Source organism: Candidatus Accumulibacter sp. ACC003, assembly GCF_907163085.1.
Classification (GTDB): Bacteria; Pseudomonadota; Gammaproteobacteria; order Burkholderiales; family Rhodocyclaceae; genus Accumulibacter.
Map to the genome: position 1 here is coordinate 313978 of NZ_CAJQTX010000004.1, position 25635 is coordinate 339612.

The following is a 25635-nucleotide window of genomic DNA, read 5'->3' on the forward strand; positions in this document are numbered from 1 at the left end:
ATTTCGGAGCGGGCGATTGGCGATGAACGACATCATCCTTCGCCCGGAACTCTCGCGCTTTAGCGCCGGGAGCGCCGCAATCTGCCCAGGACGCTTAGCCGCTCAGCCAGACCACTGGCGAATGCCACAACGGATGATCAATGGATAACGAGCAGTCGAAACCCTCTTTCAACGAAGCCGAGCTTGCGCGCCGGACGGGCGCCCAGACGCCAGCGCAATCGATGCAGCAAATTTCCCCGGACGATGACGACGAGGGCTTGGCACTTGGCGAAATTATCGCTGTGCTGATGGACTACCGCTGGCTGATTGCCGCCATCAGCCTCTTGGCTCTGGTCCTGGGCCTGGCCTGGGTGTTCATCGCCAAGCCCGTGTACCGGGCCGACGGCCTCTTGCAGGTCGAGGAGAAAAGCTCCGGGATGGGTTCCTTGAAAGCCTTGCAACCGCTGCTCGGTGACGACACCACGGTGTCTGCCGAGCTGGAAATCCTGACTTCGAGGATGGTCCTCGGGCGGGTGGTCAACAAGCTCAAGCTCGACATCGTTGCGCTACCGCGAACCTTGCCGCTGCTCGGCGGCGCCATCGCCCGGCGCTACGACGGCAGCGAACCGAATTCGCCGTGGTTCGGCCTGACGAGTTTCGCCTGGGGAGGCGAAACGATCCAGGTCGATTCGCTGACCGTTCCCGATGCCGCTCTCGACCTCGACCTGACGCTGATTGCTGGCGAGCGAGGCGCTTTCGAAGTCTTCGACGACGATCAGCAGCTGCTTCTGCAGGGTCGGGTGGGAGAGCGCGCCAGCGGCCAGGATTACTCGATTTTTGTCGCGCAGCTGACGGCGCGACCGGGGACGCAGTTCCGTCTACGGAAACTCTCGGCCGAAACGGCCGTGGATGATTTGCGCAAGGCCTACTCGGTCAAGGAGGCCGGCAAGAAATCGTCGATCCTGGAGCTCAGCCTGCTGGGTCCGGATCCGGCACGGATCGGCGTCGTTCTCGACGACATCATGAACACCTACGTTCGCCAGAACGTCGAACGGCGTTCGGCCGAAGCCGAGAAGACGCTGCAGTTCCTCGAAACGCAGTTGCCGGCGCTCAAGACGCAACTCGATAGCGCCGAAGCCGCGTACAACAACTATCGCCAGAGCCGCGGCTCGCTCGACCTGAGCCTCGAGACGCAGAGTGTCCTGAAGTCGATGGTCGAGGTCGAGAACGCCGCGGTCCTGCTCAAGCAGGAGCGTGACGAGCTGCGCCAGCAGTTCACCGCCGAGCATCCGAGGATTCAGGCAGTGGACGATAAATTGCAGCGTCTCGCGGAGCGTCGCAAGTCCTTCGAGCGCGACGTCGCCGCCTTGCCCGATACCCAGCAGACCGTGCTGCGCCTCGCTCGCGATGTCGAAGTATCGACCAATCTGTACACCGAGCTGCTCAACACCGCGCAGCAGTTGCGCGTCTCCAAGGCCGGCACGGTAGGCGACGTGCGCATCATCGACGCCGCGGCCGTTGCGCGCAAACCCGTTGGCGCCAAGCCGGTGGCCATCCTCGCTATTGCCCTGCTGCTGGGCTTGCTGTTCAGCCTGGTCGTGATCTGGTTGCTGCGCTCCTTGCGGGTGGTCGTCGAAGACCCGGAAGTCATCGAGGCGCAACTGGGCTTGCCGGTCTATGCGACGGTGCCGCACAGCAAGGCCGAGCTGGAATTGCAGCGCAAGGCTCGATCGGGCGCAGCTGAGCTTTTGGCGGTGGCCTATCCGGAAGACGATGCGGTCGAGAGCTTGCGTGGCCTGCGAACGACCTTGCATTTCGCGCTCCTCGACGCCAGGCGAAACTCGCTGCTGATCACCGGCTCTAGCCCGGGCCTCGGCAAGAGTTTCATTTCCATTAACCTGGGTGCCGTCCTCGCCCAGGTTGGCAAGCGCGTCCTGATCCTCGACGCCGACTTGCGGCGCGGCCATATCCACAAGCAGTTCGGTCTGCCGCGGGCGCTCGGCGTTTCCGAGTACGTTGCCGGGCAGGCTTCGCTCGATGACATCATCAAGGCTACTGCGCTGCCCAACCTGTGGGTGGTCAGCACCGGCCAGATTCCGCCCAATCCGTCGGAATTGCTGATGCACGAGCGTTTTTCGGCGCTGCTCAGCGAGCTCGGCGCGAGTTTTGACACCGTGATCGTCGATGCGCCGCCGGTTCTGGCGGTTTCCGACGCGGCGATCATTGGCCGGCATGTCGGCGCGACGCTGATGGTTGCGCGCTCGGGCAAGCACCCGATTCGCGAGCTCGAGCAAGCCGTCAAGCGTCTCAATCAGGCCGGCGTCGAGGTCAAGGGTTTTGTCTTCAACGATCTCGACGTCAGTCGTCAGAGTTACCGCTACGGCTACAAGGGTTACGTATACCGGTATTCGTACAAGGGCTAGGCGGTCAGTCAGTGGCGGTCGGCGCGCGACCGCGCGGCGGCTGCACCGCCAGGCGTCGGGCCGTCCGACGATGACTTCCTAGTCGGCCGAGCTTGCCGGCTGGCCGCCGATGCGCCGCCTGGCTTCGTACAGGCAGACGCCGGTGGCGACCGAAACGTTGAGGCTGGCGACGCTGCCGAGCATCGGGATGCTCACCAGTTGATCGCAGGTCTCGCGCGTCAGGCGGCGCAGCCCGTCGCCTTCGGCGCCGAGTACCCAGGCGCACGCCACCGGCCACTGCGCACTGTAGAGATCGGTCGGCGCTTCGTCGTCGGTGCCGATGATCCAGATGCCACGTTCCTTCATTTCGCGCAGGCTGCGCGCGAGATTGGTGACCGTGATGTAGGGGACCGTTTCGGCGGCGCCACTGGCGACCTTGACGGCGCTCTGCGTCAGGCCGACGGCGCGGTCCTTGGGGGCGATGACCGCGTGCGCGCCGACGGCGTCGGCGACGCGCAGGCAGGCGCCGAGGTTGTGCGGATCCTGGATGCCGTCGAGAACGAGCAGGAAAGGGGGTTCGTCGAGCGTATCGAGAACGTCGTCGAGCGCCACGTGGCGCTGCGTCGCGTCGACCGTGGCGATCACTCCCTGGTGCTTGGCGCCGGGAGCGATCGCCTGCAGGCGGGCGGCGTCTACCGGCAGCACGCGCACCGTCGCGAATTCGGCGTGCCGAACGAGGTCACGAACGCGCGCGTCGTGGCGACCGGCGTCGATGTAGATCTCGCGTATGGCGCCAGGGTCGTGGCGCAACTTGGCGAGCGTCGAATGAAAACCGAAAATCAGGCGTGACTGCTGGGACATGGACGGGTAGCCGCTGGAAAGAGCCGCCGATTCTAACAGCTTGCGGCGCGCCCGTCGGTGCCAGGCGTGATAGGCAACGCCACCTGGCGCTCGGCGGCGATCGCTTCGAGAGTCCTTGAGCGCCAGTCGAGCACCGCCGTGCGGATTCGCATCTGCTCGCCGAGGCGCGGAAAGTCGGCGCCAATGACGTCGGCGGCGAATTTGGACAGGAAGCGCGATTTGAGCTCGGCGCGCGCGCGGTCAACGCCGATTTCGTCGTAGGGTACCGACGCCAGCAGCAGAAATCCGTCGTCCGGAATGCGGCCGCGCTGCATGTTGGCTTCGATGATTGCCGCGGCCTTGCGGATCGGTACGTCGAGGTTGGGACTGTAGGGGCCGATGATCAGCGCGACGTTCGGCGTGTGCAGGAAGTCGAAGCCGCGGCCGAGGCAGATCATCCACTCGCGGTGTTCGATGTCGAGCAAGCGTTGGCCACTGCGAATCTGCGCGCGCACGCCCTCGATGTGTTCGAGGTTGCCGTACAGCAGGGGCAGCAGATCGTCGCGCATGCGTGCCGGCATGTCCGGCAGCAGCGCCGCGAGGCGCAGCGGCAGCGTCGCCCGGTCGGCGGCGCCGAGCGTCGCCAGGTGCAGCTTGTCGCCGCCCGTGCCGTGGATGACCAGCGCATCTTCGTCGGTTTCGAAACCGCAAACCAGCGGGTAGACGGTGGCGTGATTGCTGCCAAAGATATGCTCGACCTGCTGGCGGATCTCGTAGGTATGGGCGATCGCCGCCGCGGTGTCGTACGCGAAGCCGGCGCAACCGCGCCGCGGCTCGCCCTGCGAGTAGTGGTAGGTGACCAGAAAAACGACGTGCCGACCGGCGCTGACGACGCGCTGTACGTGGTGCGCGAGGACTTCGCCGAGGTGCGGCCAGCCGAGGTCGAAGATGCCGCCGAGATTCCTGAAAGGCATCAGCAGGCCGACCGGCGTATTGGTCGCCACCGGGATGTTGATGCGGCCGTCCATGCACTTGAGGACGGCGATCGCCGTCGGGTGCTCGGCGAGGTAGCGCTCGCGTGCCAGCCACGCTTCGGCGCTGCGGAAAATCGCGCCGTGGCGTTCGGCGAGGCCGAACAGCCAGTCAATGCGCTCGGCAATCGGCTTGGCGTGGATGTCCATGGCGGCGGCAGAACCTCTGGCTGAAGGAGACCGAGGGCCAGTATCGCCGCCGTCGGCGAGCGCGTCAAACGCGGCGCCGGAAGGTTGGCCAGCAGCGGCTTGCCCGAGGCCGCCGCCGCCAGCCGCCGCTCAGACGATCATGCCGGCGCCGACGGTGTTGTTCGACGACTCGTCGATGACGATGAAGGCGCCGGTGCCGCGGCTGTCCGCGTAAGAGTCGGCAAAGATCGGCTGCGCCAGCTTGAAGCTGACGCGCGCGATATCGTTCATCGCCAGCCGTTCGGCAGGCTGTTGCTCCATGCTGTTGATGTCGACGCGGAAAGCGATGCCGGCGAGCATCGCCTTGCTGTCGCGCGTGGTGTGGCGAATGAGGTACTTGCGGCGCGGGTCGAGCGGCAACTCCGACAGCCAGCACAGCATCGCCTCGATCTTCTTGCTGACCTGTGGTAACTCACCGGTCTTGACGATCATGTCGCCGCGCGAAATGTCGATCTCATCGTCGAGCAGGATCGTCACCGACTGTTCGGCGACGGCGCCAGGCAGCGACTCGCCGAGCACCTGGATGTCCTTGACGCGCGTTTCCAGCCCCGACGGCAAGACCGTGACGGCGTCGCCGATCGCCAGTTCGCCGGATTCGACGCGACCCATGAAACCGCGATAGTCGTGCAGTTCCGGGTTGCTCGAATCCTGCGGCCGGCAGACGTATTGCACCGGGAAGCGAAACTTCTCGGCGTGTGCGCCATGGATTGCCGGCGTCGTCTCGAGCATCTCGAACAGCGTCGGCCCGTCGTACCACGGCAGGCGGTCGCCGCGGTCGACGATCATGTCGCCGCGCAGCGCCGACATCGGCATGAAGCGCAGCTCGTTGATTCCGAGTTTGCCGGCAAAAGCCAGGTAGTCGGCCTTGATGCGCTCGAAAACTTCCACCGAGTAGTCGACCAGGTCCATCTTGTTGACCGCCACGACGACGCGCGGAATTCCGAGCAGGTGCGCCAGGTACGAGTGCCGGCGGGTCTGTGCGAGTACGCCCTTGCGGGCGTCGATGAGGATGATCGCCAGGTCGGCGGTCGACGCCGCGGTGACCATGTTGCGGGTGTACTGCTCGTGTCCCGGCGCGTCGGCGATGATGTATTTGCGCGTGCCGGTGGTGAAGTAGCGATAGGCGACGTCGATGGTGATTCCCTGTTCGCGCTCGGCCTGCAGGCCGTCGGTCAGCAGCGACAGGTCGACGACGTCGAGGCCGCGTTTTTCCGACGTTCGCTGCATGGCGTGCAGGGTGTCGGCGAGAATCGTCTTGCTGTCGAAGAGCAGGCGGCCAATCAGCGTGCTCTTGCCGTCATCGACGCTGCCGCAGGTGAGAAAGCGCAGCAGGCCGTTGTCCGGGAGCGCGGCGAGGGGGAGTTTTTCGATTGCCGACATCAGAAATAGCCTTCTTTCTTGCGTTGTTCCATCGATGCGTCCGAGGTCTGGTCGTCGAGGCGAGTCGCGCCGCGCTCGGTGATCGTCGTGATTGCCGTTTCGGCGATGATCGCCGCGACGCTGTCGGCGTCGGATTCGACCGGCGCGGTGCAGGTGATGTCGCCGACGGTGCGAAAGCGGACCATCAGGTTCTCGACGGTGTCGCCGGCCCTGACCGGCGTCACCTCGGTGACCGGTAGCAGGCCGCCGGCACGGCGAACGATCGGCCGGCGATGCGCGAAGTAGATCGACGGCAAGGCCAGCTTCTCGCGCTCGATGTACTGCCAGACGTCGATTTCGGTCCAGTTCGAGATCGGGAAGACGCGCATATTCTCGCCCTTGAAGCTGCGCGCGTTGTAGAGATCCCACAGTTCGGGGCGCTGGTTCTTCGGGTCCCACTGGCCGAATTCGTCGCGGAAGGAAAAGATCCGTTCCTTGGCGCGGGCCTTCTCCTCGTCGCGGCGCGCACCGCCCAGGCAGGCGTCGAAACCGAATTCCTCGATTGCTTCGAGCAGCGTCACCGACTGGTGTTTATTGCGCGGTTCGTCGGCCGACTTGAGGACCACCGTGCCGCGCGCCATCGAATCTTCGAGCGAACGGACGATCAGTCGTTCGCCGAGTTCGGCGGCGGCACGGTCGCGGAATTCGGTGACCTCGCGGTAGTTGTGGCCGGTGTCGATGTGCAGCAGCGGAAAAGGAAAGCGGCCCGGCCGGAACGCTTTTTCGGCGATGCGCAGCATGCAGATCGAGTCCTTGCCGCCGGAGAACAGCAGGACCGGGTTGCTGCACTGGCCGGCGACCTCGCGCATGATGTGGATGGCCTCGGATTCGAGCCAGTCGAGATGGGACAGGGTGACGCTGGAGAGTGCGGCGGTGCTCATGATTGACCTGTGTGATTCATGTGATTCATCGAATGATTTTTGGGCTGTTTCAGGCGGACTTGACGTGCAGGCCGCATTCCTTGGATTCGGGATTTTCCCACCACCAGCGGCCGGCGCGGACGTCCTCGCCAGGCGTTACCGGGCGGGTGCACGGCGCGCAGCCGATGCTCGGGTAGAACTTGTCGTGCAGCGCGTTGTAGGGCACCTGGTTGAGCTTCAGGTAAGCCCAGACTTCGCGTTCGCTCCACGCCGCCAGCGGGTTGAATTTCTCGAGACCGCCGTCGCCGTGATCGGCGTCGAAAGCGCGCAGCGGCAGGGCGTCGCGCGTCGCCGATTGCTGCGCGCGCATGCCGGTGATCCACGCCTTGCGGCCGGCGAGCGCGCGTTGCAGCGGTTCGACCTTGCGCGCGAAGCAGCAGCCCTTGCGCAGTTCCACCGACTCGTAGAAGGCGTTGATGCCGTGCTCGCGCGTCCACGCTTCGATGATCTCGTGGCGCGGGTAGTAGAGGCGCAGATTCAGCCCGTAGTGGTGCTTCATTTTGGCGATCAGCTCGTAGGTTTCGAGCGGCAGGCGACCGGTGTCGAGCGAAAAGATCTCGATATCGAGCTTCTCGCTGACGATCAGGTGCGTCAGCACCATGTCCTCGGCGCCGAGGCTGCTGGCCAGCGCCGCTGGCGAGAAGTCGTCGGCGATCTCGCGCAGCAAGCGGCGGGCGGCGTCGACCTTGCTGGCGAGTTCCTTGCGCAGCGCCGGGTCGTCAATATTGAGGTGCACGCTCATGCCGCCGGCCGCGCGTTGCGCCGCCGGAAAGCCGGTTGCGGCTGGTCGACCGCCGCCTGGTAGCTGTCGCTGAAGACGCGCAAGCCGGCCAGCGCCTGGTCGAGATCCTTGTCGGCGCGCAGCGCGTAAGCGTCGATGCCGCAGCGGCGCATGAAGAACAGCTGGTCCTGCAGGACGTCGCCGAGCGCGCGAATCTCGCCGGTGTAGCGATAACGCTCGCGCAGCAGGCGGGCGCTGGAGTAGCTGCGGCCGTCGGTGAACTTCGGGAAATTGACGCCGATCACCGTCAGACGGTCGATATCGGCGGCCAGCGCTTCCGGGCCCTCGTCGCTGTCGAGCCAGACGCCGACTTGCGGGTGCGTGCCGGCGACCTCGTCGCGGCGCGCCAGCCATACCGCCAGCGGCAGCAGCAGCGGTCCGGCAGGTAGCGTCAGCGAAGCCGGCGTCTCGCCTTCGGCGAGTGTGAGAACTTGCCAGTCGTCGTCGACGATCTGCTCGTTCTTGATGATCTTAGGCATTGACCACTTCCTTTGCTGTTGGCGCCACCTTGGCGCTGCGACGACGGTCGCGGCCAGCGTAGGCGCGCGTCTTGAACGGCTCGGCGCCGAGCCGCAGCCAGGTGTCGATGAAGCGCTCGCTGGCCGTCCGCTGTTCGAGATAGACGCCGATCAGCGCCTCGATGACCTCGGGAACTTCCTGCGCGTAGAACGACGGGCCGATGACCTTGCCGATCGTCGCGGCGTTACCCTGCTGGCCGCCGACGGTGATCTGGTACCACTCCTCGTCGTTCTTGTCGACGCCGAGGATGCCGATATTGGCGACGTGGTGGTGGCCACAGGAGTTCATGCAGCCCGAGATGTTGAGCGAAATGTCGCCGATGTCGTACAGATAGTCGAGGTTGTCGAACTTGTCGTGCACCGCCGCGGCGATCGGCAGCGAGCGGGCGTTGGCCAGCGAGCAGAGGTCGCCGCCCGGGCAGCAGATCATGTCGGTCAGCAGGCCGACGTTGGCCGTCGCCAGGCGGTGGCTGCGGGCGATCTGCCAGACTTCGTACAAATCGCCCTGGCGGACGTCGGCGAGAACGACGTTCTGTTCGTGGCTGACGCGCAGCTCGCCGAAGCTGAAGCGGTCGGCGAGGTCGGCGACGGCGATCATCTGCTGCTCGGTAATGTCGCCGGGAGGCGCGCCAGCGGCTTTCAGCGACAGCGTCAGGGCGGCGTAGCCCGGCGTCTTGTGGGCGTGCACGCAGCGCTTGACCCAGTTGGCGAAAGCCTTGTCGCTGGCCAGGCGGGCGGCGTGTGCCGGGTCTTCAGCCGGTAGCGCCTGCCACGCCGGCGGCGTGAAATGCTCGGCCAGGCGCGCGAACTCGGCGTCGGTGACCGTCGTCTCGCCGTCGCGCAGCTGCGCCCACTCGGCTTCGACCTGGCGCGAGAATTCTTCGCTGCCGAGCGCCTGCACGAGAATCTTGATGCGCGCCTTGTACATGTTGTCGCGGCGGCCGTAGCGGTTGTAGAGGCGCAGGATGGCGTCGAGGTACGACAGCACGTGCCGGCGCGGCAGGAACTCGCGAACCACCTTGCCGAGGATCGGTGTGCGACCGAGGCCGCCACCGACGAAGACGCGGAAGCCGATTTCGCCGCGCTCGTCGCTGACCAGGTCGAGGCCGATGTCGTGCGCGCGGATCACCGCCCGGTCTTGCGCCGCCGCGTTGACGGCGATCTTGAACTTGCGCGGCAGGAAAGCGAATTCCGGGTGGAAGGTCGACCATTGCCGCAGCAGCTCGCAGTACGGACGCGGGTCGACCAGCTCGTCGGGCGCGATGCCGGCGAAGTGGTCGGTGGTGATGTTGCGCACGCAATTGCCCGAGGTCTGCACGGCGTGCATCTCGACGCTCGCCAGTTCACCGAGGATCGCCGGCGTTTCTTCGAACTGCGGCCAGTTGAGCTGCATGTTCTGGCGCGTCGTGAAGTGCCCGAACGAGCGGTCGTAGCGCTGCGAGATCTCGGCCAGCTTGCGCAGCTGCCTGGACGACAGCATGCCGTAGGGAATGGCGATGCGCAGCATCGGGCCGTGCCGCTGGATGTAGAGGCCGTTCTGCAGGCGCAGCGGACGCAGTTCGTCCTCCGACAGTTCGCCGGCCAGATGGCGCGCCATCTGGTCGCGATACTGGCTGACGCGTTCGTCGATCAGTTGTTGGTCAAGGCTATCGTAGCGATACATGGGTCGCTCCTGTTATGTATGAGGCTCTGGCTGGGGTAGGGCTGCTGCTACTGGACGATCAGCTTGCCGCCGATCAACAACAGCATGCACGCCAGGATCGGGCGCAGAATGCGGTCGGGGATCTTCGCCGAGGCGTGGCTGCCGAGCCAGATCCCGGGTAGCGAGCCGAGCAGCAGGCTGCCGAGCAGCGACCAGTCTACGCTGCCGAGCAGCCAGTGGCCAATGCCGGCGACCAGCGTCAAGGGCACCGCGTGCGCCAGGTCGCTGCCGATGATGCGGATCGTTGGCAGCCGCGGGTAGAGGTAAAAGAGCACGGCGACGCCGAGTGCGCCGGCGCCGACCGACGAAATGGTCACCAGGACGCCGAGCAGCGCGCCGACGGCGATGGTGAGCGGCGCCCGCAGCTGCGTGTGCGCGTTATCGTCGGCGTGTGCCAGCGCGTGGTCCTGCAGCTTGTGGCGAAAAACGATCGAGCACGCGGTTAGCAGCAGAGCGATTCCCAGCGCGACCGACATGATGTGCGAAACCTCGGCGCTCTGCTTCGGCAGCAGCGACAGCGCCCAGATCGTCAGCAGCGCCGCCGGGATGCTGCCGGTCGCCAGCAGACGCGTGATGCGCCAATCGACGTGCCCCTTGCGGCCATGCACGACGGTGCCGCCGGCCTTGGTGATCGCCGCGTAGAGCAGGTCGGTGCCGACCGCCGTTGCCGGGTGGATGCCGAACACCAGCACCAGCAGCGGTGTCATCAGCGAGCCGCCACCAACGCCGGTGAGACCGACGATGGCGCCGACGACGAAACCCGACAAAGTGAACATCCAGTCCATGAAAACGTGCCACAGCGAAAAGGAGCGCGCATGGTAGCAGTCGCGCATTTGATCGAAAAAGAATATTAAGTTAGATTCTTATAACCAATAGCGATTTGGAGCGCGAATGAAGCTACAGCAACTGCGTTATCTTGTCGAAGTGGCGCGCCGAGGTCTCAACGTTTCAGACGCGGCAGCGGCGCTCTACACCTCGCAGCCGGGGATTTCCAAGCAGATCAAGCTGCTCGAAGACGAGCTCGGCGTCAGCGTTTTCGAGCGCAGCGGCAAGCGCCTGACGGCGGTCAGCGAGCCTGGCCGCGAAGTCCTCGAAATCGCCGAGCGCATCCTCCGCGACGCCGAGAACATCCGCCGCGTCGGCGAGGAATACGCCGGCGGTGATTCGGGCAGCCTGATCATCGCCACGACGCATACGCAGGCGCGCTACGCTCTGCCGGCGGTGGTCAAGAACTTCGTCGACCGCCATCCGCGGGTGCGCCTGTCGCTGCGCCAGGGGCATCCGACGCAGATCGCCGAATGGGCGCTGCAAGGCGAGGCCGACATCGCCATCGCCACCGAGGCGCTCGATCAGTACCCGCAGTTGCTGATGCTGCCGTGCTACCAGTGGGTGCACTGCGTGATCGCTCCCGACGGTCACCCGATCCTTCGCGAGAAGCCCTTGTCGCTGGCCGCGCTGGCGCGCTGTCCCTTGATCACCTACGACTCGGCTTTCGCCGGCCGTTCGCGGATCAACAAGGCTTTCGAGCTGGCGCAGCTGACGCCCAACGTCGTGCTCTCGGCGATCGACGCCGACGTCATCAAGACCTACGTCAGCCTCGGCCTGGGACTCGGCATCATCGCCGGCATGGCCTTCGACCCGCTCCGCGACGCCGGCCTGCAAGCGCTGCCCGCCGAGCATCTCTTCGGCTCGAACACCACCCGCATCGGCCTGCGCCGCGGCAACCACATCCGTCGCTACGAATACGATTTCATCGAACTCTTCGCGCCGCAGCTAACCAGGAAAGCGGTGGACATGGCGATCGCCGGCGCCCGGCCCGGCGAGGAGTATCAGCTGTGAGTAGCCGCCGCTCGGCGAGTTGGCGTGGCTTCAGGTCGCTGCGTGCGGAACGGGCGCCGATCACCTATCGTTCGTGCCTTGATCGCGCCCGGCAATCGCCAACGCCCGATGCCGTCGACCTGGCCGCCGCAAGCCCGGATCACCGAGATGCTCGCACAGTGCCTGCGCGGCGCGCGCCACGGCCGACGCGCGGCAGGCAGCAGCCATTCCGTCATTGCCAGGAGGCAAAGCCGACGCGGCAATCCAGTGCCACCCTCTGATTTCTTCACGGCCGACGCATGGCCCAGGCCAGGAGAAAGATCTCTGGATTGCGACGTCGGCTGCGCGTCCTGGCAATGATGCGCGCGCCAGGCGTTTGGTCGCCAGCGCCGAGCGCTTTCGCTCAGCCGGCGACGGCGATGCGGTTGCGGCCGCTGTTCTTGGCCTGGTAGAGCGCCGCGTCGGCGGCGCGGATCAGCGCCTGGCTGTCCTTGGCGGCGCCGCCCAGGTTGGCGACGCCGATGCTGACGGTGACCGGCAGCGATTGCCCTTTCCAGACGAAGTCGTACTTCTCGACCAGCGCGCGAATGCGCTCGGCGATCTGTACGGCGGCGCGGGCGTTGGCGTTCGGCAGAACGGCGGCGAACTCTTCGCCGCCGTAGCGAAAGACCAGGTCTTCGCCGCGTGAGGTGCGTTTCAGCAGGTCTGACAGCTGTCGCAGGACGGCGTCGCCGGCGGCGTGGCCGTAGTTGTCGTTGATTCGCTTGAAGTGGTCGATGTCGAGCAGCAGGCAGGCCATCGGCAGCGCGTTGGCCTGCGCAAAAGCCCATTCGGAGGCCAGGAAGTCGAGGCCGTGGCGGCGGTTCGGGAGCTGCGTCAGGGTATCGGTCAGCGCGTCCTGCAGCAGGCGCTTGTGGGCCACCGCGAACTCGTCGGTCGAGCGCATGATGCCGCGGCGCTCGCGCTGGATCTCTTCGCGCAAGAGCAGCATGCGCGTCGCCGTGTTGAGGCGGACGCGCAGCGTCTGCATGGTCAGCGGTTTGACCAGCACGTCGTCGGCGCCAGCGTCGATCGCTTCGAGGATATGCCCCTCGCTTTCGGGCGACGCCAGGAGTAGCGCGTAGCACTCCTTGCCGGCGGGCGTATGGCGCAGGCTGCGGCAGAAGATCGCCGCTTGCAGCCCGGGCATGGCCATGTCGGCGATGACGATCTGCGCCGGCTTGTGCAGCGCCTGTTTAATGCCGTCGAGACTGTTGTCGAGTAGTACCGGCAGGTGTCCCAGGCTTTCGATCTGCTGCAGCAGGGTCGGCAGTTCGGCCGCCGGGATGCCGAGCAGCTGCACCCGCAGGTGCGCTGCCGCGCCCTTGCCGCTTTGTTCGGTACCGGCGGGGCTGACTCGCAAGCTCGGCGGGCTGGCCGCCAGGATCTCGGCGAAAGGCGGTATTTCCTGCGTGCGAACCTGCAGCAGGGCTCCCCACTCGCGCCAGCGGCGGGCCATCCGGTCGACGATGTCGTTGAGGACTTCACCGCTGATCCCCAGGCGCGCCGCCCGCGTCAGCAGGTTGGGCAGCAGGCTCCAGCGCGATTCTTCATCGGCCATGCAGACCTCGGCCAGCGAGCGCGCGAAGTTCAGCGACTGAGTGAGCGTCTGCAGGCGCGAGCCGTCCGGAAAGCCGGCGACGTCGGCTTGCTCGTGATGGTAAGCGGCCTGGATCAGCATCTCGGGCAGCCCCCATTCGGCGAGCATCGTTGCCCCCAGCTGGCGGTGGTCCATGTCGAAGGCCTGCCGTTCGAGATCGACCAGATCTTCGTGTCCTTCCTGTACCGCCCGCAAGACGTCGGCGTATTCATCGGGGTACAGCGAGGCCATCGCCAGTTCGCCGACACGGCTCAGCAGTCCGATGGTGAAGATGTCTTCGGTCGAAATCTGCGCAAAATGAGCGAGCTCCTGGCAAGCGATGCCGGTGGCCAGCGAGTGGCCCCAGAACGCCCCATAATCGAAAGCCGCGCATTGACCGCTCTTGTTGCTGTGCATCACCGACAGGCCGATGACCAGATCGCGCACCTTGAACGAGCCGAGGGCGACGATCGCGCGTTGCAGCGAAACGATCGGCCGCGTCCGGCCAAAGGCGGCGGCGTTGGCGAACTTGAGCAGGCGGCCGGCGATCGCCGGGTCGGACTGGACCAGCCGCACCAGCTCGATTACCCGGAAATCGTCGCGTTGCAGGAGCTTGATGATCGAAAAGGCGACGCCCTTCGGCGACGGCAGTTTGCCGGTCGCCTTCATCGAGTGATAGCGGTTGTGGTCTACGAAGCGGATCAAGGAAGTGTCATGTCCAGATAAGCCGCCGATTATGCAACAAAACCCGCAGCCCGCGGCGGCAGCGACGCTGATCGACGCGCGCTGATGGCCAGCCGATCACTGGCGTTCAGAGCAGTTCGGTATCGTCGTGGTCGTACGCCGGGCTACAGCAGCAGAGCAGGTGCAGAGCCTCGCTGCCGGTGGCGATGACGCAATGCGCCGTCCCCGGTGGGATCAGAACGGTGTCGCCCACAGCGATCGACAGCGTCTCGCTGGCGAGCATCATCACGCCGGCGCCGCGCGTCACGTGGTACAGCTCCTCGCTACGCCGGTGGCGATGCCAGAGCGTTTGCTGACCGGGCTGAACGATCGCCTCGGCGAGGCTCTGCTGGCGGTTGCCATGGACGCCGGGGTGCATCAGCTCGCGGATTTCGGAGCCGTCGCGGGTGGTGTACGCGGCGATCTCGCGGTAGCAGGTTTTCATCGCTGCTCGTCGCCAGGCAGCGCGACGAGCAGCGCCGGGTCGTCCTCGCTGGTCTTGCCGACGCGGCTACTCACCGGCCAGAGCTGCAATTCGGCTGCGGCATACGGGCGGATCAGCGACGCGACCTGCGCCGCCGGCGCGCTCAGCCAGGCTTGCCAGTGCTCGGCGGCAAGGATCAGCGGCATCCGCTCGTGGACCCGCGCGCAGCCGCTCGTTGGCCGCGGTAGTGACGATGCAGCAGCTGCGAACGACGTCGCCGCCAGGCGCCGTCCATGACTCCCAGAGGCCCGCGAAGGCCATCGTTTCGCCGCTGACCAAGGAGATGTAGAAGGGCTGCTTGCGCGCCGCGCCGGTCGTGGCGGTGAGCGCCTGCCATTCGTAGAAGCCGCTGGCCGGCAGCAGGCAACGGCGGCGGCGGAAGGCGTCGCGGAAAGCGGGCTTGGCAGCCAGCGACTCGCCACGCGCGTTGATCAGTCGGGCGCCGATCGCCGGCTCTGTCGCCCAGTGCGGCAGCAGGCCCCAGCGCAGCCGGTGGAGGACGCGCCGGCCTGCCGGCGACTGGCGAATGACCGGAACGTCGGACATCGGCGCGATGTTGTAACGGGCTAAGAGTTTGTCGTCTTCGCTGTCTTTGTTTTCGTCGTCGCCTTCATCCAGCGCGAAGCGCCACGACAGGCGCGAGCGGGGGGCATCGAGGGCGTAGCGTCCACACATTCGCGCAGTGTAGCGCCTGGCACGCGGCAGCCGCCTGGAAACTGCTGTCCGGCGTCGGCCGCAGGCAGGTCGGCGGCTCGGAGACTCGCCGCTGCGGCGTTTTCCTGATCGGCAGCAAAGGCTCCGGGGTGCCGCGCTGCGTATAATTTGCGGCCGATGCACACCCCCACGCACACGGGCCAATGAGCCCTCTCGTCGACTGGCTGGCTGACGGCGCCGACCGTCACCCGGCAGCGCTGGCGCTGCTCGAAGTCCGCGTCGATCGCCACGCGCGCGTCGCCGCACACCGCGATTTCTGGCAACGGGTAGCCGGCACGCCCCCACGCCGTCATTGCGAGGAGGCAAAGCCGACGCGGCAATCCAGCGCCATCCTCTGACTTCTTCACCGCCGCCGCATCGCCGACGCCAGGAGCAAGATCCCTGGGTTGCCACGTCGGCTGCGCCGCCTGGCGAGGAAAGTGCTCGTGCTCCACAGCCTCGTATTTCCCATACCGCGTGCAACACGATACTAGCGGTGCGCCGGTTCTTTCAGCGGCGGCCCGCAGGGCCGCCGCTGGCTGGGCGCCAGGGACCGCGTCGGCGGGCTCTCAGGCGCGGACGATACGCACGCAGTCGGTGCTGCCGGTACGCGGCCCGGCGGCGCCGAAAACGACCGCTACCAGATCGCCGTCGTGGACGATACCGGCTTTGCGCGCGACGGCGAGTGCCAGTCGCAGCGGTTCTTCTTCGCGGTTCTCGGGGACCAGCAGCGGCTGCACGCCCCACACCAGCGCCAGGCTGCCAAGGACCTGCGGTGACGTCGAGATACCGGCGATCGGTACCTTCGGCCGGAAGGCGGCGACGCGGTGTGCGGTCTTGCCGCTGCGCGTCGGGCAAAGGATCGCCGCGACGCCGAGGTCCTCGGCCGCTTGCACCGCCGCGTGCGCCACCGCCCACGCCACGCGGTCGGCATCAGCGCCGGCAATGGCGGCCGGACGGACGCGCTCCTGCGGCCAGCCCTCGGCCGCTTCGGCGACTTCGCTCATCATGCGGACGGTTTCGCTGGCGAACAATCCAACGGCGGTCTCTTCCGAGAGCATCAGCGCGTCGGTGCCGTCGAGGACGGCGTTGGCGACGTCGTTGACCTCGGCGCGCGTCGGTAAGGGCGAGCGCGTCATCGACTCGAGCATCTGCGTCGCGGTGATCACCGGGATGCCGGCCAGGTTGCACGCGCGGATGATTTCCTTCTGCAGCAAGGGCACGCGCCGCGCCGGCATCTGGATGCCGAGGTCGCCGCGAGCAACCATGATCGCGTCGGCGGCGGCAATAATGCCGGCCAGGTTGTCGACCGCGGCGGCGGTTTCGATCTTGGGCACCAGCGCTGGTCGCATGCCGCGCTTGGGAAGCAGCGCGCGCACGCGTTCGACGTCTTCGGCTCGGCGCACGAACGACAGCCCAAGGAAGTCGGCCTTGATGGCGATGGCCATTTCCAGCGCCAGCGCGTCGCGCGCCGTGAACGGCTCGACGTGCGCTTCGGCACGCGGCACGTGCATGCCCTTGCGCGAGCGCAGCGTGCCGCCGCGCACGACTTCGGTGCGCACGTCCTGGCCAATGGCTTCGAGGACGCGCAGGACGATCGCGCCGTCGGCCAGGTAGACCTCGTCGCCGCGGCGCGCCCACTGCGCCAGGTCGGGCAAGGTCGTGGCGACGTGCTGGGAATCGCCGACGCCGTCTTCGTTGCCGCTCAGGACAAACTCCTGGCCGCTCTCGAGTTCGACCTCGTCACCGGCGACGACGCCGCTACGGATCTTCGGGCCGGGCATGTCGACCAGCACGCCGACGTTGCGACCGAGGTCGCTGGCCACCTCGCGTACCAGACGCGCGTTGTTGGCGTGCGTCGCCATGTCCGAGTGTGCGGCGTTGAGTCGGACGACGTCGACGCCGGCCGCCAGAAGCTGCCGCAGGCTGCTCGAGGTGGCGGTGGCGGGGCCGATAGTGGCCACGATTCTGGTTCGGCGCATCAGGTACTCCTCAATTGCTGCAAGGCCCGGGGAGGGTGCCCGGACCGGGTCGCAGCGCGCGTAACTGCTGGCGCGCCGCACGAAATTCGCCAAATCGGCCGGCAGTATAGGGAGCGCCTGCAGCCGCCGTCAATCACCGCGCTGGCGCACGCCGGCCGAGGCCGCAGCGACAGCACCGGCGAGCGGCACGCGCCGCCAGCGGCAAGGCCCTCGGTGTCGGGGTCAAGCGGCTATCAGGCGATCAGGGTTTGCCGCCGGCGTCGTCGGTGGTCGGCGCGGCATCGGCACCAGCCGCTTCGGCAGCCGGTGCGAGCACCGTCGGCAGCGTCGCCGGCGCAGCGGCGGCCGGCGCTTCGAGCTGGCGCGGCGCGGCTGGCGGCGGTGGCGTCCTGGCCAGCAGACTCTGAAGGTGGTCGGCCACTCCCCAGGCCAGGGCCAGCATCAACAGCAGGAAGAAAAACAGGAGCATGATAGTTCCCTGGCCTGACGGGTAGTCGCCACCTGCGCCGCGGGCCCCGCTGGCTGGCCTGGCGGTCTTGCCTGGTCGCCGCAGCGACTACATGACTGGCGGGACGCCCGTGGCAGCGCGTGCGCGCTGTTTGGCAGCGATGTAGTCGGCATGGCCGATATACAGCAGGTTGGCGATCTTGCGCAGCAGGTGCGACTCGTGGACGTCGAGGTGGCCGTCGGCGAGCGCGACCTGCCACAGATTTTCGATGATGACGATCTTCTGCGCCCGGTCGCAAGTCTGGTTGATCAGCGAGGTGAACTGGTAGTAGCCGCTGGCCTGGCGTGCTTCCTGCTCGGCCAGGGCGATCAAGGTCTCGAGCTGGCCGGTGTCCAGGCCGAACTGCTGGCGCAGAGCGGTGGCGACGGCGGCGCGTTCTTCATCGACGATGCGGTTGTCCATGCGCACCATTTCCAGCAACAGCGCCGCCGTCGCGACGCGCAGGGCTTGTTCGCTACCGGCATCGCTTGGCCGCGTACCGGGCTCGATGAACTGCTCGAAGAATTCCTTGATGGTGGCGATCATGGCTCTCTGTCCTACCGTGAAAGTCGCGTCAGCGACTCAAGAATCTCCCTTCTCCCGCAGGGCGAGAAGGGTAGTGGCGACGGGCAATTCAGGGCGCATGCTCCCTGCCCGCCGAACGATTCCGGCGGGCAAGCCGGAATGCGCACTGCAAATCGAGCGAAGCAGTGATGACTTTGCTGATTCGGGCTGCCTCGGCAAGTCATGAGCGTTGGCCGGGCGAGCGGCGATTCTGGCAGCGGTAGTGCCTCAGGCGCCAGGCCGCACGCGCCGCACCTGCACGGTGGCGGTCATTCCCAGGTAGGCGTTGGCCGGGCCGAACCAGTTACCCGAGAGCGGCGACGCCTGGCTGGGGTCGCGGGCAACGCCGACGCGGATCAGCTGATCGCCGCCGCCGAGCAGGTTGTTGGTCGGGTCGAAGGTCACCCAGCCGGCACCCGGCAAGTAGGCTTGTAGCCAGGCGTGCGTCGTGCCGGCGCCGACGGTAGCGTTGTCCTGGTCGCTATTCGTGTCGCTATCGTTGCCGGTATCCAGCGCCTGGTCGTACAGGTAGCCGGAAACGAAGCGAGCGGCGATGCCCAGGCGGCGTATCGCCTCCATCATCAGCAGCGCGAAGTCGCGGCAACTGCCGGTGCCCAGGTTCAGCGTCTGCAGTGGCGTTTGCGTGCCTTCCTGTTCGCGCTCGGCGTAGCCAAAACGGTCGCGAATGAACTGGTTCATGTTCAACAACAGGGTGCGCGTGCCGGTCGGCCCGTCGGTGCGCATGAACTGGCGAGCCCAGTGCGTCAGCACGCCTTCCGGGTCGTCGTGGTGCGGGCGCATGTAGTGCTCGAGGTCAAAGCGCTCTTCGACGGAATAAGCGAAGGGAAAGATCAAGGCGCTCGGCGAAAGCTGCAACTCCGGGTAGGCGCTGCGCGCCTGTTCGATGGTGAATGAGCAGACGATCTTCAGTTCCTTTGCTGCGCCGAGCGGCGTCACCAGCGCGACCGAGTTGGAGTGCGGGTCCTGGATCATGCGTACCACGGCTTCAGGGCTGACCTGCAGGTCGGTCGCCAGGACGCGCTGGTCGTGGCTGTCGCGTGGACGAAACATGACCCGGTGCTCGCCAAAAGTCACCGGCGAGCTGTAGCGGTAGCAGGTGGTGTGGGTGATGTCGTAGTGAACGTTCATGGCTTTCGGTGGCGCTCAAGAAGTGGCGGACGTTTGCCTGTGGTCGGACGATGGTAGCAAAACGTTCAGGCTTTGGCGCAAAAAAAAGCCTGCCGCCGATACCGGCGGCAGGCAAGCGACAACGTCCTGGCTTACGCCTGGCCGCTAAGGGCTTTCTGCAACTGCTCGAGCGCCTTGGGATCTTCGATGGTCGTCAGGTCGCCCGGATCGCGACCTTCGGCGAGCGCCTGAATCGTCCGCCGCAGCAGCTTGCCCGAACGCGTTTTCGGCAAGACGCTGAGGAAGTGCACGCGGCTTGGGCGAGCGATCGCGCCGAGGCTGGCGTCGACTTGCTTCATCACCGCCTTCTCGAGCGCTGCGACGAGTTCCGGCGTGGCGATGCTGTCGGCGCTCTTGACCACCGCAAAAGCCATCGGCATCTGACCCTTGAGTTTGTCGGCGACGCCGACAACGGCGACTTCGGCGATTGCTGGGTGGCCCTGGATCGCCTCTTCGATCTCGCGCGTGCCGAGACGGTGACCGGCAACGTTGATCACGTCGTCGGTGCGGCCGAGGATGTAGTGATAGCCTTCCTTGTCGGCGATGCCCCAGTCGAACGACGAGTACACCTGCGGTTCGCGGAAAAGCGAGAAGTAGGTCGACACAAAGCGGTCGTCGTCGCCCCAGACCGTCGACAGGCAGCCTGGCGGCAGCGGCGGCAGGATGCCGACGATGCCTTTTTCATCGGGATCGCAGATCGTGCCGTCTTCGCGGAAGATCTTGAGGTTGTAGCCATAGACCGGGAAGCTCGGCGTACCGAAGCGGATTTCGGTCTTCTCGACACCGGGCATCGCCGACAGCATCGGCCAGCCGCTTTCGGTCTGCCAGTAGTTGTCGATCACCGGCAGGCCGAGTTCGCCCATCAGCCATTCGTGCGTCGGCTGGTCGAGCGGCTCGCCGGCCAGGAACAGGTGCTTGAGGCTGGACAGGTCGTACTTGTGCATGTACTCGGTGTCGTGCTTCTTGAGCACGCGCGCCGCGGTCGGTGCCGAGAACATGACGCTGACCTTGTACTTCTCGACGATCTGCCACCAGATGCCGGGATCGGGGCGAAGCGGCGTGCCTTCGTACATGATCGTCGCCATGCCGGCGAGCAGCGGCCCGTAGACAATGTAGGAGTGGCCGACGACCCAGCCGATGTCGGAAGTAGCAAAGAAGGTCTCGCCGGCCTCGCCGCAGAAGATGTTCTTGATCGACGCGGCGAGTGCGACGGCGTAGCCGCCGGTGTCGCGCTGCACGCCCTTCGGCTTGCCGGTGGTGCCGGAGGTGTACAGGATGTAGGACGGCTCGGACGATTCCAGCCAGACCACCGGCACGTCAACGTCCATGACCTTGGCGCGTTCGCTCGCGTAATCAACGTCACGGCCATCGACCTTGTTGAAGCCCTTGTCGATGCCGCGATCGACCATCAGGACTTTCGCCGGCTTGTGCTGCGCCAGAGAAATTGCTTCGTCGAGCAGATCCTTGTAGGGGACTGCCTTGCCACCGCGCATGCCGGCATCGGACGAGACGATCAGGTTCGGCGTCGCGTCGTCGATGCGGGTGGCCAGCGATCCGGAGGCGAAGCCACCGAAGACCACCGAGTGGATGGCGCCGATGCGCGCGCAGGCGAGCATCGCGAAAGCGGCTTCGGCAACCATCGGCATGTACAGCAGGACGCGGTCGCCCTTGCTGACGCCGAGGTTTTGCATGACCGCTGCCATGCGCACCACTTCCGTCTTCAGTTCGGCGAAGGTGTAGACGACTTCCTGGTCGGTCTCGGTCGAGATGAAGACCAGTGCGCGGTCATTCGGGCGCTTGGCGGCGTGCCGGTCGACAGCGTTGTAGCAAAGGTTGGTTTCGCCGCCAACAAACCATTTGGCGAACGGCGGGCGTGAAAAATCGAGGGTCTGGGTGAACGGCTTGTGCCAGTCGATGACTTTGGCCTCTTCACTCCAGAAGGCGTCTGGATTGTCGATTGATTGCTTGTGAAACTCTTTGATTGTCGTCATGAAACTCCCTCTTCCAAAATATAAGCCTGGCTGTACCAGTGGAAACAACGCCTGCCGAGTGTCTTGGTTCTAGTGCTCCCGGTCAAGCGTCCTTTTTCGGATTTCTGCCAAAGGCAGACCCAACTTCAACTCCCTTTCCAGCAACTCGAGAAAGGGCAGTATTTCCTTGCCGAGCTTGCCGAGGTGCGGGATAACCGCGCTCTCGTGTCCGGCCTTGATCAGGTCGATGGCGTGGCTGAGCCGCGGCGTCGGCACTTCCTTCGCCGGTTTGGCGCCACAGGCCACGACGCGGTTGCCGCCAGCGCGCTGCGCGGCCATCAGACGTTCCGCGGCGAGTCCGAGCAGGGACGCTGCGGAGCTTAACTGATCTACCGGCGTGTTTGCTACCCCGACGCTGACCGAGAGATTCAGGCGTTGCCCGCGTACGGCGATATTGGCGACGGCGAAAGCCTCGCGCAGGCGGTTGGCGAAGGACTCGCAAGCCGGGTAGGGCGTTCCCGGCGAGACCACCGCCAGATCGTTGCCGGAATAATGACAGAGGCTGTCTTCCTGGCGCACCTTGTTGCCGAGCATGGTCGCAAAGCGCTGGTGCAATTGTTTCGCCAGATCGTCGCCGTGTTCCTCGCGCAGTGCGTCGAAGCGGTCGAAGCCCATCACCAGGATGCTCACCGGAGCGTCGTGCCGTAGCGCATACGAGATCGCCTGCGCCGCCTGCACTTCGAGGCGCTGGCGCGTCGGCAGGCCGGTGTCGGGGTGCAGGGAGTCACGCTCCGGGTTGTCGCGCAGCTCGTTCTGCGCCTTCGCCAGTTGCAGCAGCGAATCGATGCGCGTCAGGAGTTCGCTGGCCGCAATGCCGCTGCCGATGAAGTCGCTGGCGCCAAGCACCCGGGCGCGTTCCCTGGCTGGCTGGCTATCCTTGTCGTCGTCGGCGATCATCAGCACCGGCATCTGCCGCAGGCGCGCCAGCCGCGACGAGCGCACCCGCGGCAGCAGGGCGTCACTGTCGAGCAGCGGCATCGACATCGACAAGGGACAGATCAGCAGCTGGATCGAATGGTCGATGACCAGCGCCTGCCAGGCGCCTTCGGCATTGACTTCTTCACGAAAATCGTAGTTTTCGCGAATGCGCTCGATGATCGCCGCGCGCGTGCTTCGCGATTCATCGGCAATCAGGATGCGAGGCCGCTGCGGCGCGTCGTCCATCGAGTCTCGCCGTCCCGGTCAGCCGCGAGCTGACTCAGGCCGCGGCAATGGCGACCACCACCCGGCCGTGCGCTCTACCCTGGAGATAGTCGTCAAAGACTCCCGGCAAGTCGTCGAAGGCGATGCAGCGGGTCATCGTCTGCAGATGTTGCGGACGCAGGTCGCTCGCCAGCCGTTGCCAGATGCCGCTGCGGTAGGGTTCGCCAATGTAGCCTGAATCGATGCCGAGCAGGCAGGCGCCGCGCAGGATGAAGGGCATTACCGTGGTGTTGAGCGAGGCGCTGGCCGCCAGGCCGATGCTGGCGATCGTTCCACCCTGCTTCATGGTGCTGGCGATCCACGCCAGCACGTCCCCGCCAAGGTTGTCGACGGCGCCGGCCCAGAGCGTCTTGTCGAGCGGCCGGATGCGCGACAGATCGAGCGACGACCGCAAGAGCACCTGCGCTGCACCGAGTCCCAGCAGGTAATCGGTTTCGCTTTCCTTGCCGGTCAGCGCGCTGACCTGATAGCCACGTCTGGCCAGCATATCGATCGCCAGACTGCCGACGCCACCGCTGGCACCGGTGACGATCAGCGGACCTTTGCTCGGCTCGAGACCGTTCTCCTCCATCCGGACGACGGCCAGCGCGGCGGTAAAACCCGCCGTGCCGATGGCCATCGCTTCGTACAGCGACAGGCCGGCGGGCAGGGGGATGACCCATTCGGCCGGTATCCTGGCGTATTCGGCGTAGCCACCGTGGTGCGCGACGCCGATGTCGAAGCTGGTGGCGATCACCGCGTCACCCGCCTGGAAGCGGGGGTCGCTGCTGGCTGCGACGGTTCCCGACAGATCGACACCTCCGACACATGGGAAACGACGGATGATGCGGCCCGCGCCGCTGGCCGCCAGGGCATCCTTGAAGTTGACGCTGGAGTAAGCGACCTTGATCGTCAGCTCGCCGGTGTCGAGTTGCGACGGGTCCATGCTGACGAAGTCAGCGCGCGTCTGGCCTTCGTCTTGATCAATCAGATACGCCTTGAACGGACCCATGCATGCTCCTTTTGCGATGACGATGGCAGCGTCGGCAGCAGGAGACGCTGCGGTGCCATGAACAGCCGAAGATTATAAACACAAAGCCGGTGGGTCCCGGCTGCAAAAAAAGTTGTGAGCGGCGCTAATTGTTGGCGTTCGGGATCACGATTTTTGATGCCCGGAGGCGCAGGACAGCAAATATACCGCGTTTGTTCCTGTCATTGCAGCGGCCCTACAGCCCTGGCGCGAAGCCGCTTTTACGTCGGGTACCGCCGTTAATTTAGGGGCTTGCGGTCTTGTCTTGAGACCGTTTCTTGAACACCGTTAGGCGCCTTCGGGGTTTACAGTGTGACATTTTTCACATAAATTCCGTCTCCATGTCTAGAAAACACTCCCTCGTATCACTTCTCGCGGCTGCCCTGATTGCGCTCTCAGGTGTTGGTCTGGCCCACGCCGATGAGCAGGAAGGGCCGATCGACAGCCCTTCGCTCTTCGCACGTTATAGCAACAACGCGCAGGATCTGATCCTCAAGGGCCTCGAACTGATCGGTATCAACTATCGCCGCGGCGGTACCGATCCGGATTCCGGCCTCGACTGCAGTGGTTTTGTGCAGCTGGTATTCAAGGATGCGATCGGCGTGTTGCTGCCGCGCACAGCCAGGGAGCAGAGCGAGGTCGGTGCGGTCGTCGCCGTCAACGAACTGAAGGCCGGTGACCTCGTTTTCTTCAACACCATGCGCCGAACTTTTTCGCATGTCGGGATCTATCTGGGCGACAACCGCTTCATGCACGCGCCGCGCACCGGCGCCGAAGTTCGTATCGACGATATGCGGCAGAGTTACTGGATCAGTCGCTACAACGGCGCCCGCCGCTTGCTGGCGCGCTGAGCACAGCGCCGAAATAGCTCCCGGCAGTATCTGAAAACGACGCGGCGCGTCGTTTTTTTTTGCCTCTCGTCAAGAACGATTCGCATTTACATGGGTATGAGCGCTTGCTATGATTTGTCCTTAACGATAGTTATTCTCATTTGACAAACCGGAGGCATGACCATGAAGGCGCTCTTTTCACGCTCCTTATTGACCCTCGCGATGCTCGCTCTCGGGGCTGTTTCAGTGACCAATCTACAGGCCGAGGAGCAGGTCCTGAATCTCTATTCGGCTCGCCACTACCAGACCGACGAAGCGCTCTACGAAGGCTTCACGAAGCACACCGGCATCAAGATCAAGCGCATCGAGGGCAAGGAAGACGAGCTGCTCGAGCGGATCCGGAACGAGGGCGCGTACAGCCCGGCCGATGTCCTGCTGACCGTCGACGCCGCGCGCCTGTCGGCGGCGCACGAGCTGGGGCTTTTTGCCCCGGTCACTTCGGCGCTTCTCGAAAAGCGCATTCCGGCGAACTTGCGAACCAGCGACTGGTTCTCTTTCTCGACGCGCGCGCGCGTCATCATTTACGCGAAGGGTGTCGTCAAGGCCGACGACGTGCAGACCTACGACGATCTGGCCAATCCGCGACTGCAAGGGAAGATCTGCTCGCGCTCGGGCTCGCATCCCTACAACCTGTCGCTGATGGCTTCAATCATCGCTCACCAGGGCGAGGCCAGGGCCGAGCAATGGGCGAAGGGCGTCGTGGCCAACTTTGCGCGCACGCCAAAGGGCGGCGACACCGATCAGATTCGCGCCGTTGCCGCCGGTGAATGTGCGGTTGCGGTGGCCAATACCTACTATCTGGCGCGCCTGATGCGTTCGGACAAGCCCGAAGACCGCCAGGCGATCGACAAGATCGGCATCGTCTGGCCCGATCAGCAAAGTTACGGCGCCCACATCAACGTCTCGGGTGGCGGCGTTCTCAAGCACGCGCCGCACAAGGACGCGGCGCTCAAGTTCCTCGAGTATCTGGCCAGCGACCAGGCGCAGCGCTATTTTGCCGACGGCAACAACGAGTGGCCGGTGGTCGCCGGGATCAAGATCGACAATCCGGCGCTGACGGCGCTCGGCAAGTTCAAGGCCGACCAGCTGCCGGTGGCTTCACTGGCGATGTATCGCGCCAAGGCGCAGATCATTTTCGACCAGGTCGGCTACCGCTGATCAGCGC

23 protein-coding genes and 1 pseudogene are annotated in these 25635 nt (G+C 65.4%); 5 read left to right on the top strand and 19 right to left on the bottom strand.

Translation table 11 applies throughout. The annotated features are described in order from the left end of the window. Window positions 1–140 precede the first annotated feature (140 nt). Window positions 141–2402, top strand: coding sequence for a polysaccharide biosynthesis tyrosine autokinase (locus tag QZ656_RS08370; RefSeq protein WP_291992956.1), 2262 nt, complete (start codon window positions 141–143; stop codon window positions 2400–2402). Window positions 2403–2480: 78 nt separating this feature from the next. Here QZ656_RS08370 and rlmB read toward each other — a convergent pair whose 3' ends face one another. The 8 genes from rlmB to QZ656_RS08410 all read right to left on the bottom strand — a co-directional run bounded on the left by rlmB (window position 2481) and on the right by QZ656_RS08410 (window position 10566). After that, a complete protein-coding gene (gene rlmB / locus QZ656_RS08375; protein ID WP_291992957.1) occupies window positions 2481–3242 on the bottom strand; it encodes a 23S rRNA (guanosine(2251)-2'-O)-methyltransferase RlmB in 762 nt (253 codons plus the stop codon). Window positions 3243–3274: 32 nt separating this feature from the next. Then, the gene (locus tag QZ656_RS08380; protein WP_291992958.1) at window positions 3275–4402 is read right to left on the bottom strand and encodes a carboxysome shell carbonic anhydrase domain-containg protein; all 1128 of its coding nucleotides are present in this window, start codon (window positions 4400–4402) and stop codon (window positions 3275–3277) included. 129 nt (window positions 4403–4531) lie between these two features. Beyond that, window positions 4532–5821, bottom strand: a complete 1290-nt coding sequence (locus QZ656_RS08385; RefSeq protein WP_291992959.1) for a GTP-binding protein — start codon at window positions 5819–5821, stop codon at window positions 4532–4534. After that, window positions 5821–6741, bottom strand: a complete 921-nt coding sequence (cysD, locus tag QZ656_RS08390; protein WP_291992960.1) for a sulfate adenylyltransferase subunit CysD — start codon at window positions 6739–6741, stop codon at window positions 5821–5823. Before cysD ends, QZ656_RS08385 begins: the two co-directional genes overlap by 1 nt. A 49-nt stretch (window positions 6742–6790) precedes the next feature. Further along, window positions 6791–7522 carry a phosphoadenylyl-sulfate reductase gene (locus tag QZ656_RS08395; RefSeq protein WP_291992961.1) on the bottom strand — a complete coding sequence of 244 codons (732 nt, stop codon included), beginning with the start codon at window positions 7520–7522 and terminating at the stop codon, window positions 6791–6793. After that, complete coding sequence (locus QZ656_RS08400) at window positions 7519–8040, bottom strand: DUF934 domain-containing protein (protein WP_291992962.1); 522 nt, start codon at window positions 8038–8040, stop codon at window positions 7519–7521. Before QZ656_RS08400 ends, QZ656_RS08395 begins: the two co-directional genes overlap by 4 nt. Then, window positions 8033–9742 (bottom strand): nitrite/sulfite reductase, encoded by a 1710-nt coding sequence (locus QZ656_RS08405; protein WP_291992963.1) that lies wholly within the window; start codon window positions 9740–9742, stop codon window positions 8033–8035. The genes QZ656_RS08400 and QZ656_RS08405 overlap by 8 nt, the downstream gene beginning before the upstream one ends. Window positions 9743–9789: 47 nt before the next feature. Beyond that, the gene (locus tag QZ656_RS08410; protein ID WP_291993224.1) at window positions 9790–10566 is read right to left on the bottom strand and encodes a sulfite exporter TauE/SafE family protein; all 777 of its coding nucleotides are present in this window, start codon (window positions 10564–10566) and stop codon (window positions 9790–9792) included. A gap of 106 nt (window positions 10567–10672) precedes the next feature. Between QZ656_RS08410 and QZ656_RS08415 the strand changes: the two genes are divergently transcribed. After that, entirely contained in the window at window positions 10673–11620 is a 948-nt protein-coding gene (locus tag QZ656_RS08415) for a CysB family HTH-type transcriptional regulator (RefSeq protein ID WP_291992964.1), read from the top strand. 382 nt (window positions 11621–12002) lie between these two features. On the opposite strand, the gene QZ656_RS08420 is transcribed toward QZ656_RS08415, so the two are convergent. The 4 genes and pseudogenes from QZ656_RS08420 to QZ656_RS24090 form a co-directional block, all read right to left on the bottom strand. Further along, the gene (locus QZ656_RS08420; protein WP_291992965.1) at window positions 12003–13922 is read right to left on the bottom strand and encodes a diguanylate cyclase; all 1920 of its coding nucleotides are present in this window, start codon (window positions 13920–13922) and stop codon (window positions 12003–12005) included. Window positions 13923–14028: 106 nt separating this feature from the next. Further along, a complete protein-coding gene (locus QZ656_RS08425; RefSeq protein WP_291992966.1) occupies window positions 14029–14385 on the bottom strand; it encodes a cupin domain-containing protein in 357 nt (118 codons plus the stop codon). Continuing rightward, window positions 14382–14570, bottom strand: coding sequence for an SOS response-associated peptidase family protein (locus tag QZ656_RS24085; protein ID WP_366522131.1), 189 nt, complete (start codon window positions 14568–14570; stop codon window positions 14382–14384). Before QZ656_RS24085 ends, QZ656_RS08425 begins: the two co-directional genes overlap by 4 nt. Window positions 14571–14646: 76 nt before the next feature. After that, window positions 14647–15099, bottom strand: a pseudogene (locus QZ656_RS24090) (SOS response-associated peptidase); the annotation flags it as partial. Window positions 15100–15281: 182 nt separating this feature from the next. Between QZ656_RS24090 and QZ656_RS08435 the strand changes: the two are divergent. Beyond that, on the top strand, window positions 15282–15476 hold the full coding sequence (locus QZ656_RS08435) for a hypothetical protein (RefSeq protein WP_291992967.1): 195 nt from the start codon (window positions 15282–15284) through the stop codon (window positions 15474–15476). 210 nt (window positions 15477–15686) lie between these two features. On the opposite strand, the gene pyk is transcribed toward QZ656_RS08435, so the two are convergent. The 7 genes from pyk to QZ656_RS08470 all read right to left on the bottom strand — a co-directional run bounded on the left by pyk (window position 15687) and on the right by QZ656_RS08470 (window position 23562). Continuing rightward, the gene (gene pyk / locus QZ656_RS08440) at window positions 15687–17099 is read right to left on the bottom strand and encodes a pyruvate kinase (protein ID WP_291992968.1); all 1413 of its coding nucleotides are present in this window, start codon (window positions 17097–17099) and stop codon (window positions 15687–15689) included. 241 nt (window positions 17100–17340) lie between these two features. Continuing rightward, window positions 17341–17568: a hypothetical protein gene (locus QZ656_RS08445; RefSeq protein ID WP_291992969.1), complete on the bottom strand. Its 228-nt coding sequence runs from the start codon at window positions 17566–17568 to the stop codon at window positions 17341–17343. 87 nt (window positions 17569–17655) lie between these two features. Further along, a complete protein-coding gene (locus QZ656_RS08450; RefSeq protein ID WP_291992970.1) occupies window positions 17656–18132 on the bottom strand; it encodes a TerB family tellurite resistance protein in 477 nt (158 codons plus the stop codon). A 246-nt stretch (window positions 18133–18378) separates the two neighbouring features. Beyond that, window positions 18379–19299, bottom strand: coding sequence for a transglutaminase family protein (locus QZ656_RS08455; RefSeq protein ID WP_291992971.1), 921 nt, complete (start codon window positions 19297–19299; stop codon window positions 18379–18381). Between the two features lie 131 nt (window positions 19300–19430). Further along, window positions 19431–21329, bottom strand: a complete 1899-nt coding sequence (locus tag QZ656_RS08460; RefSeq protein WP_291992972.1) for a propionate--CoA ligase — start codon at window positions 21327–21329, stop codon at window positions 19431–19433. 69 nt (window positions 21330–21398) lie between these two features. After that, a complete protein-coding gene (locus tag QZ656_RS08465; protein ID WP_291992973.1) occupies window positions 21399–22532 on the bottom strand; it encodes a diguanylate cyclase in 1134 nt (377 codons plus the stop codon). A 34-nt stretch (window positions 22533–22566) separates the two neighbouring features. Further along, the gene (locus tag QZ656_RS08470) at window positions 22567–23562 is read right to left on the bottom strand and encodes an oxidoreductase (protein WP_291992974.1); all 996 of its coding nucleotides are present in this window, start codon (window positions 23560–23562) and stop codon (window positions 22567–22569) included. Window positions 23563–23858: 296 nt separating this feature from the next. Here QZ656_RS08470 and QZ656_RS08475 point away from each other — a divergent pair, with 296 nt between their 5' ends. Both QZ656_RS08475 and QZ656_RS08480 read left to right on the top strand, forming a co-directional pair. Further along, complete coding sequence (locus QZ656_RS08475) at window positions 23859–24431, top strand: C40 family peptidase (protein WP_366522132.1); 573 nt, start codon at window positions 23859–23861, stop codon at window positions 24429–24431. A gap of 201 nt (window positions 24432–24632) precedes the next feature. Next, window positions 24633–25628: an extracellular solute-binding protein gene (locus QZ656_RS08480; protein WP_291993226.1), complete on the top strand. Its 996-nt coding sequence runs from the start codon at window positions 24633–24635 to the stop codon at window positions 25626–25628. Window positions 25629–25635: the final 7 nt, after the last annotated feature.

What these genes read in the sequence shown, in the direction of transcription:
- pyk (WP_291992968.1), bottom strand. Translation starts at nt 17,099, where the DNA reads ATGCGCCGAACCAGAATCGTGGCCACTATCGGCCCCGCCACCGCCACC.
- QZ656_RS08425 (WP_291992966.1), bottom strand. Translation starts at nt 14,385, where the DNA reads ATGAAAACCTGCTACCGCGAGATCGCCGCGTACACCACCCGCGACGGC.
- QZ656_RS08400 (WP_291992962.1), bottom strand. Translation starts at nt 8,040, where the DNA reads ATGCCTAAGATCATCAAGAACGAGCAGATCGTCGACGACGACTGGCAA.
- QZ656_RS08385 (WP_291992959.1), bottom strand. Translation starts at nt 5,821, where the DNA reads ATGTCGGCAATCGAAAAACTCCCCCTCGCCGCGCTCCCGGACAACGGC.
- QZ656_RS08450 (WP_291992970.1), bottom strand. Translation starts at nt 18,132, where the DNA reads ATGATCGCCACCATCAAGGAATTCTTCGAGCAGTTCATCGAGCCCGGT.
- QZ656_RS08460 (WP_291992972.1), bottom strand. Translation starts at nt 21,329, where the DNA reads ATGACGACAATCAAAGAGTTTCACAAGCAATCAATCGACAATCCAGAC.
- QZ656_RS08395 (WP_291992961.1), bottom strand. Translation starts at nt 7,522, where the DNA reads ATGAGCGTGCACCTCAATATTGACGACCCGGCGCTGCGCAAGGAACTC.
- QZ656_RS08445 (WP_291992969.1), bottom strand. Translation starts at nt 17,568, where the DNA reads ATGCTCCTGTTTTTCTTCCTGCTGTTGATGCTGGCCCTGGCCTGGGGA.
- QZ656_RS08415 (WP_291992964.1), top strand. Translation starts at nt 10,673, where the DNA reads ATGAAGCTACAGCAACTGCGTTATCTTGTCGAAGTGGCGCGCCGAGGT.
- QZ656_RS08470 (WP_291992974.1), bottom strand. Translation starts at nt 23,562, where the DNA reads ATGGGTCCGTTCAAGGCGTATCTGATTGATCAAGACGAAGGCCAGACG.
- cysD (WP_291992960.1), bottom strand. Translation starts at nt 6,741, where the DNA reads ATGAGCACCGCCGCACTCTCCAGCGTCACCCTGTCCCATCTCGACTGG.
- QZ656_RS08435 (WP_291992967.1), top strand. Translation starts at nt 15,282, where the DNA reads ATGAGCCCTCTCGTCGACTGGCTGGCTGACGGCGCCGACCGTCACCCG.
- QZ656_RS08405 (WP_291992963.1), bottom strand. Translation starts at nt 9,742, where the DNA reads ATGTATCGCTACGATAGCCTTGACCAACAACTGATCGACGAACGCGTC.
- QZ656_RS08370 (WP_291992956.1), top strand. Translation starts at nt 141, where the DNA reads ATGGATAACGAGCAGTCGAAACCCTCTTTCAACGAAGCCGAGCTTGCG.
- QZ656_RS08410 (WP_291993224.1), bottom strand. Translation starts at nt 10,566, where the DNA reads ATGGACTGGATGTTCACTTTGTCGGGTTTCGTCGTCGGCGCCATCGTC.
- QZ656_RS24085 (WP_366522131.1), bottom strand. Translation starts at nt 14,570, where the DNA reads ATGCCGCTGATCCTTGCCGCCGAGCACTGGCAAGCCTGGCTGAGCGCG.
- QZ656_RS08465 (WP_291992973.1), bottom strand. Translation starts at nt 22,532, where the DNA reads ATGGACGACGCGCCGCAGCGGCCTCGCATCCTGATTGCCGATGAATCG.
- QZ656_RS08380 (WP_291992958.1), bottom strand. Translation starts at nt 4,402, where the DNA reads ATGGACATCCACGCCAAGCCGATTGCCGAGCGCATTGACTGGCTGTTC.
- QZ656_RS08455 (WP_291992971.1), bottom strand. Translation starts at nt 19,299, where the DNA reads ATGAACGTTCACTACGACATCACCCACACCACCTGCTACCGCTACAGC.
- QZ656_RS08480 (WP_291993226.1), top strand. Translation starts at nt 24,633, where the DNA reads ATGCTCGCTCTCGGGGCTGTTTCAGTGACCAATCTACAGGCCGAGGAG.
- rlmB (WP_291992957.1), bottom strand. Translation starts at nt 3,242, where the DNA reads ATGTCCCAGCAGTCACGCCTGATTTTCGGTTTTCATTCGACGCTCGCC.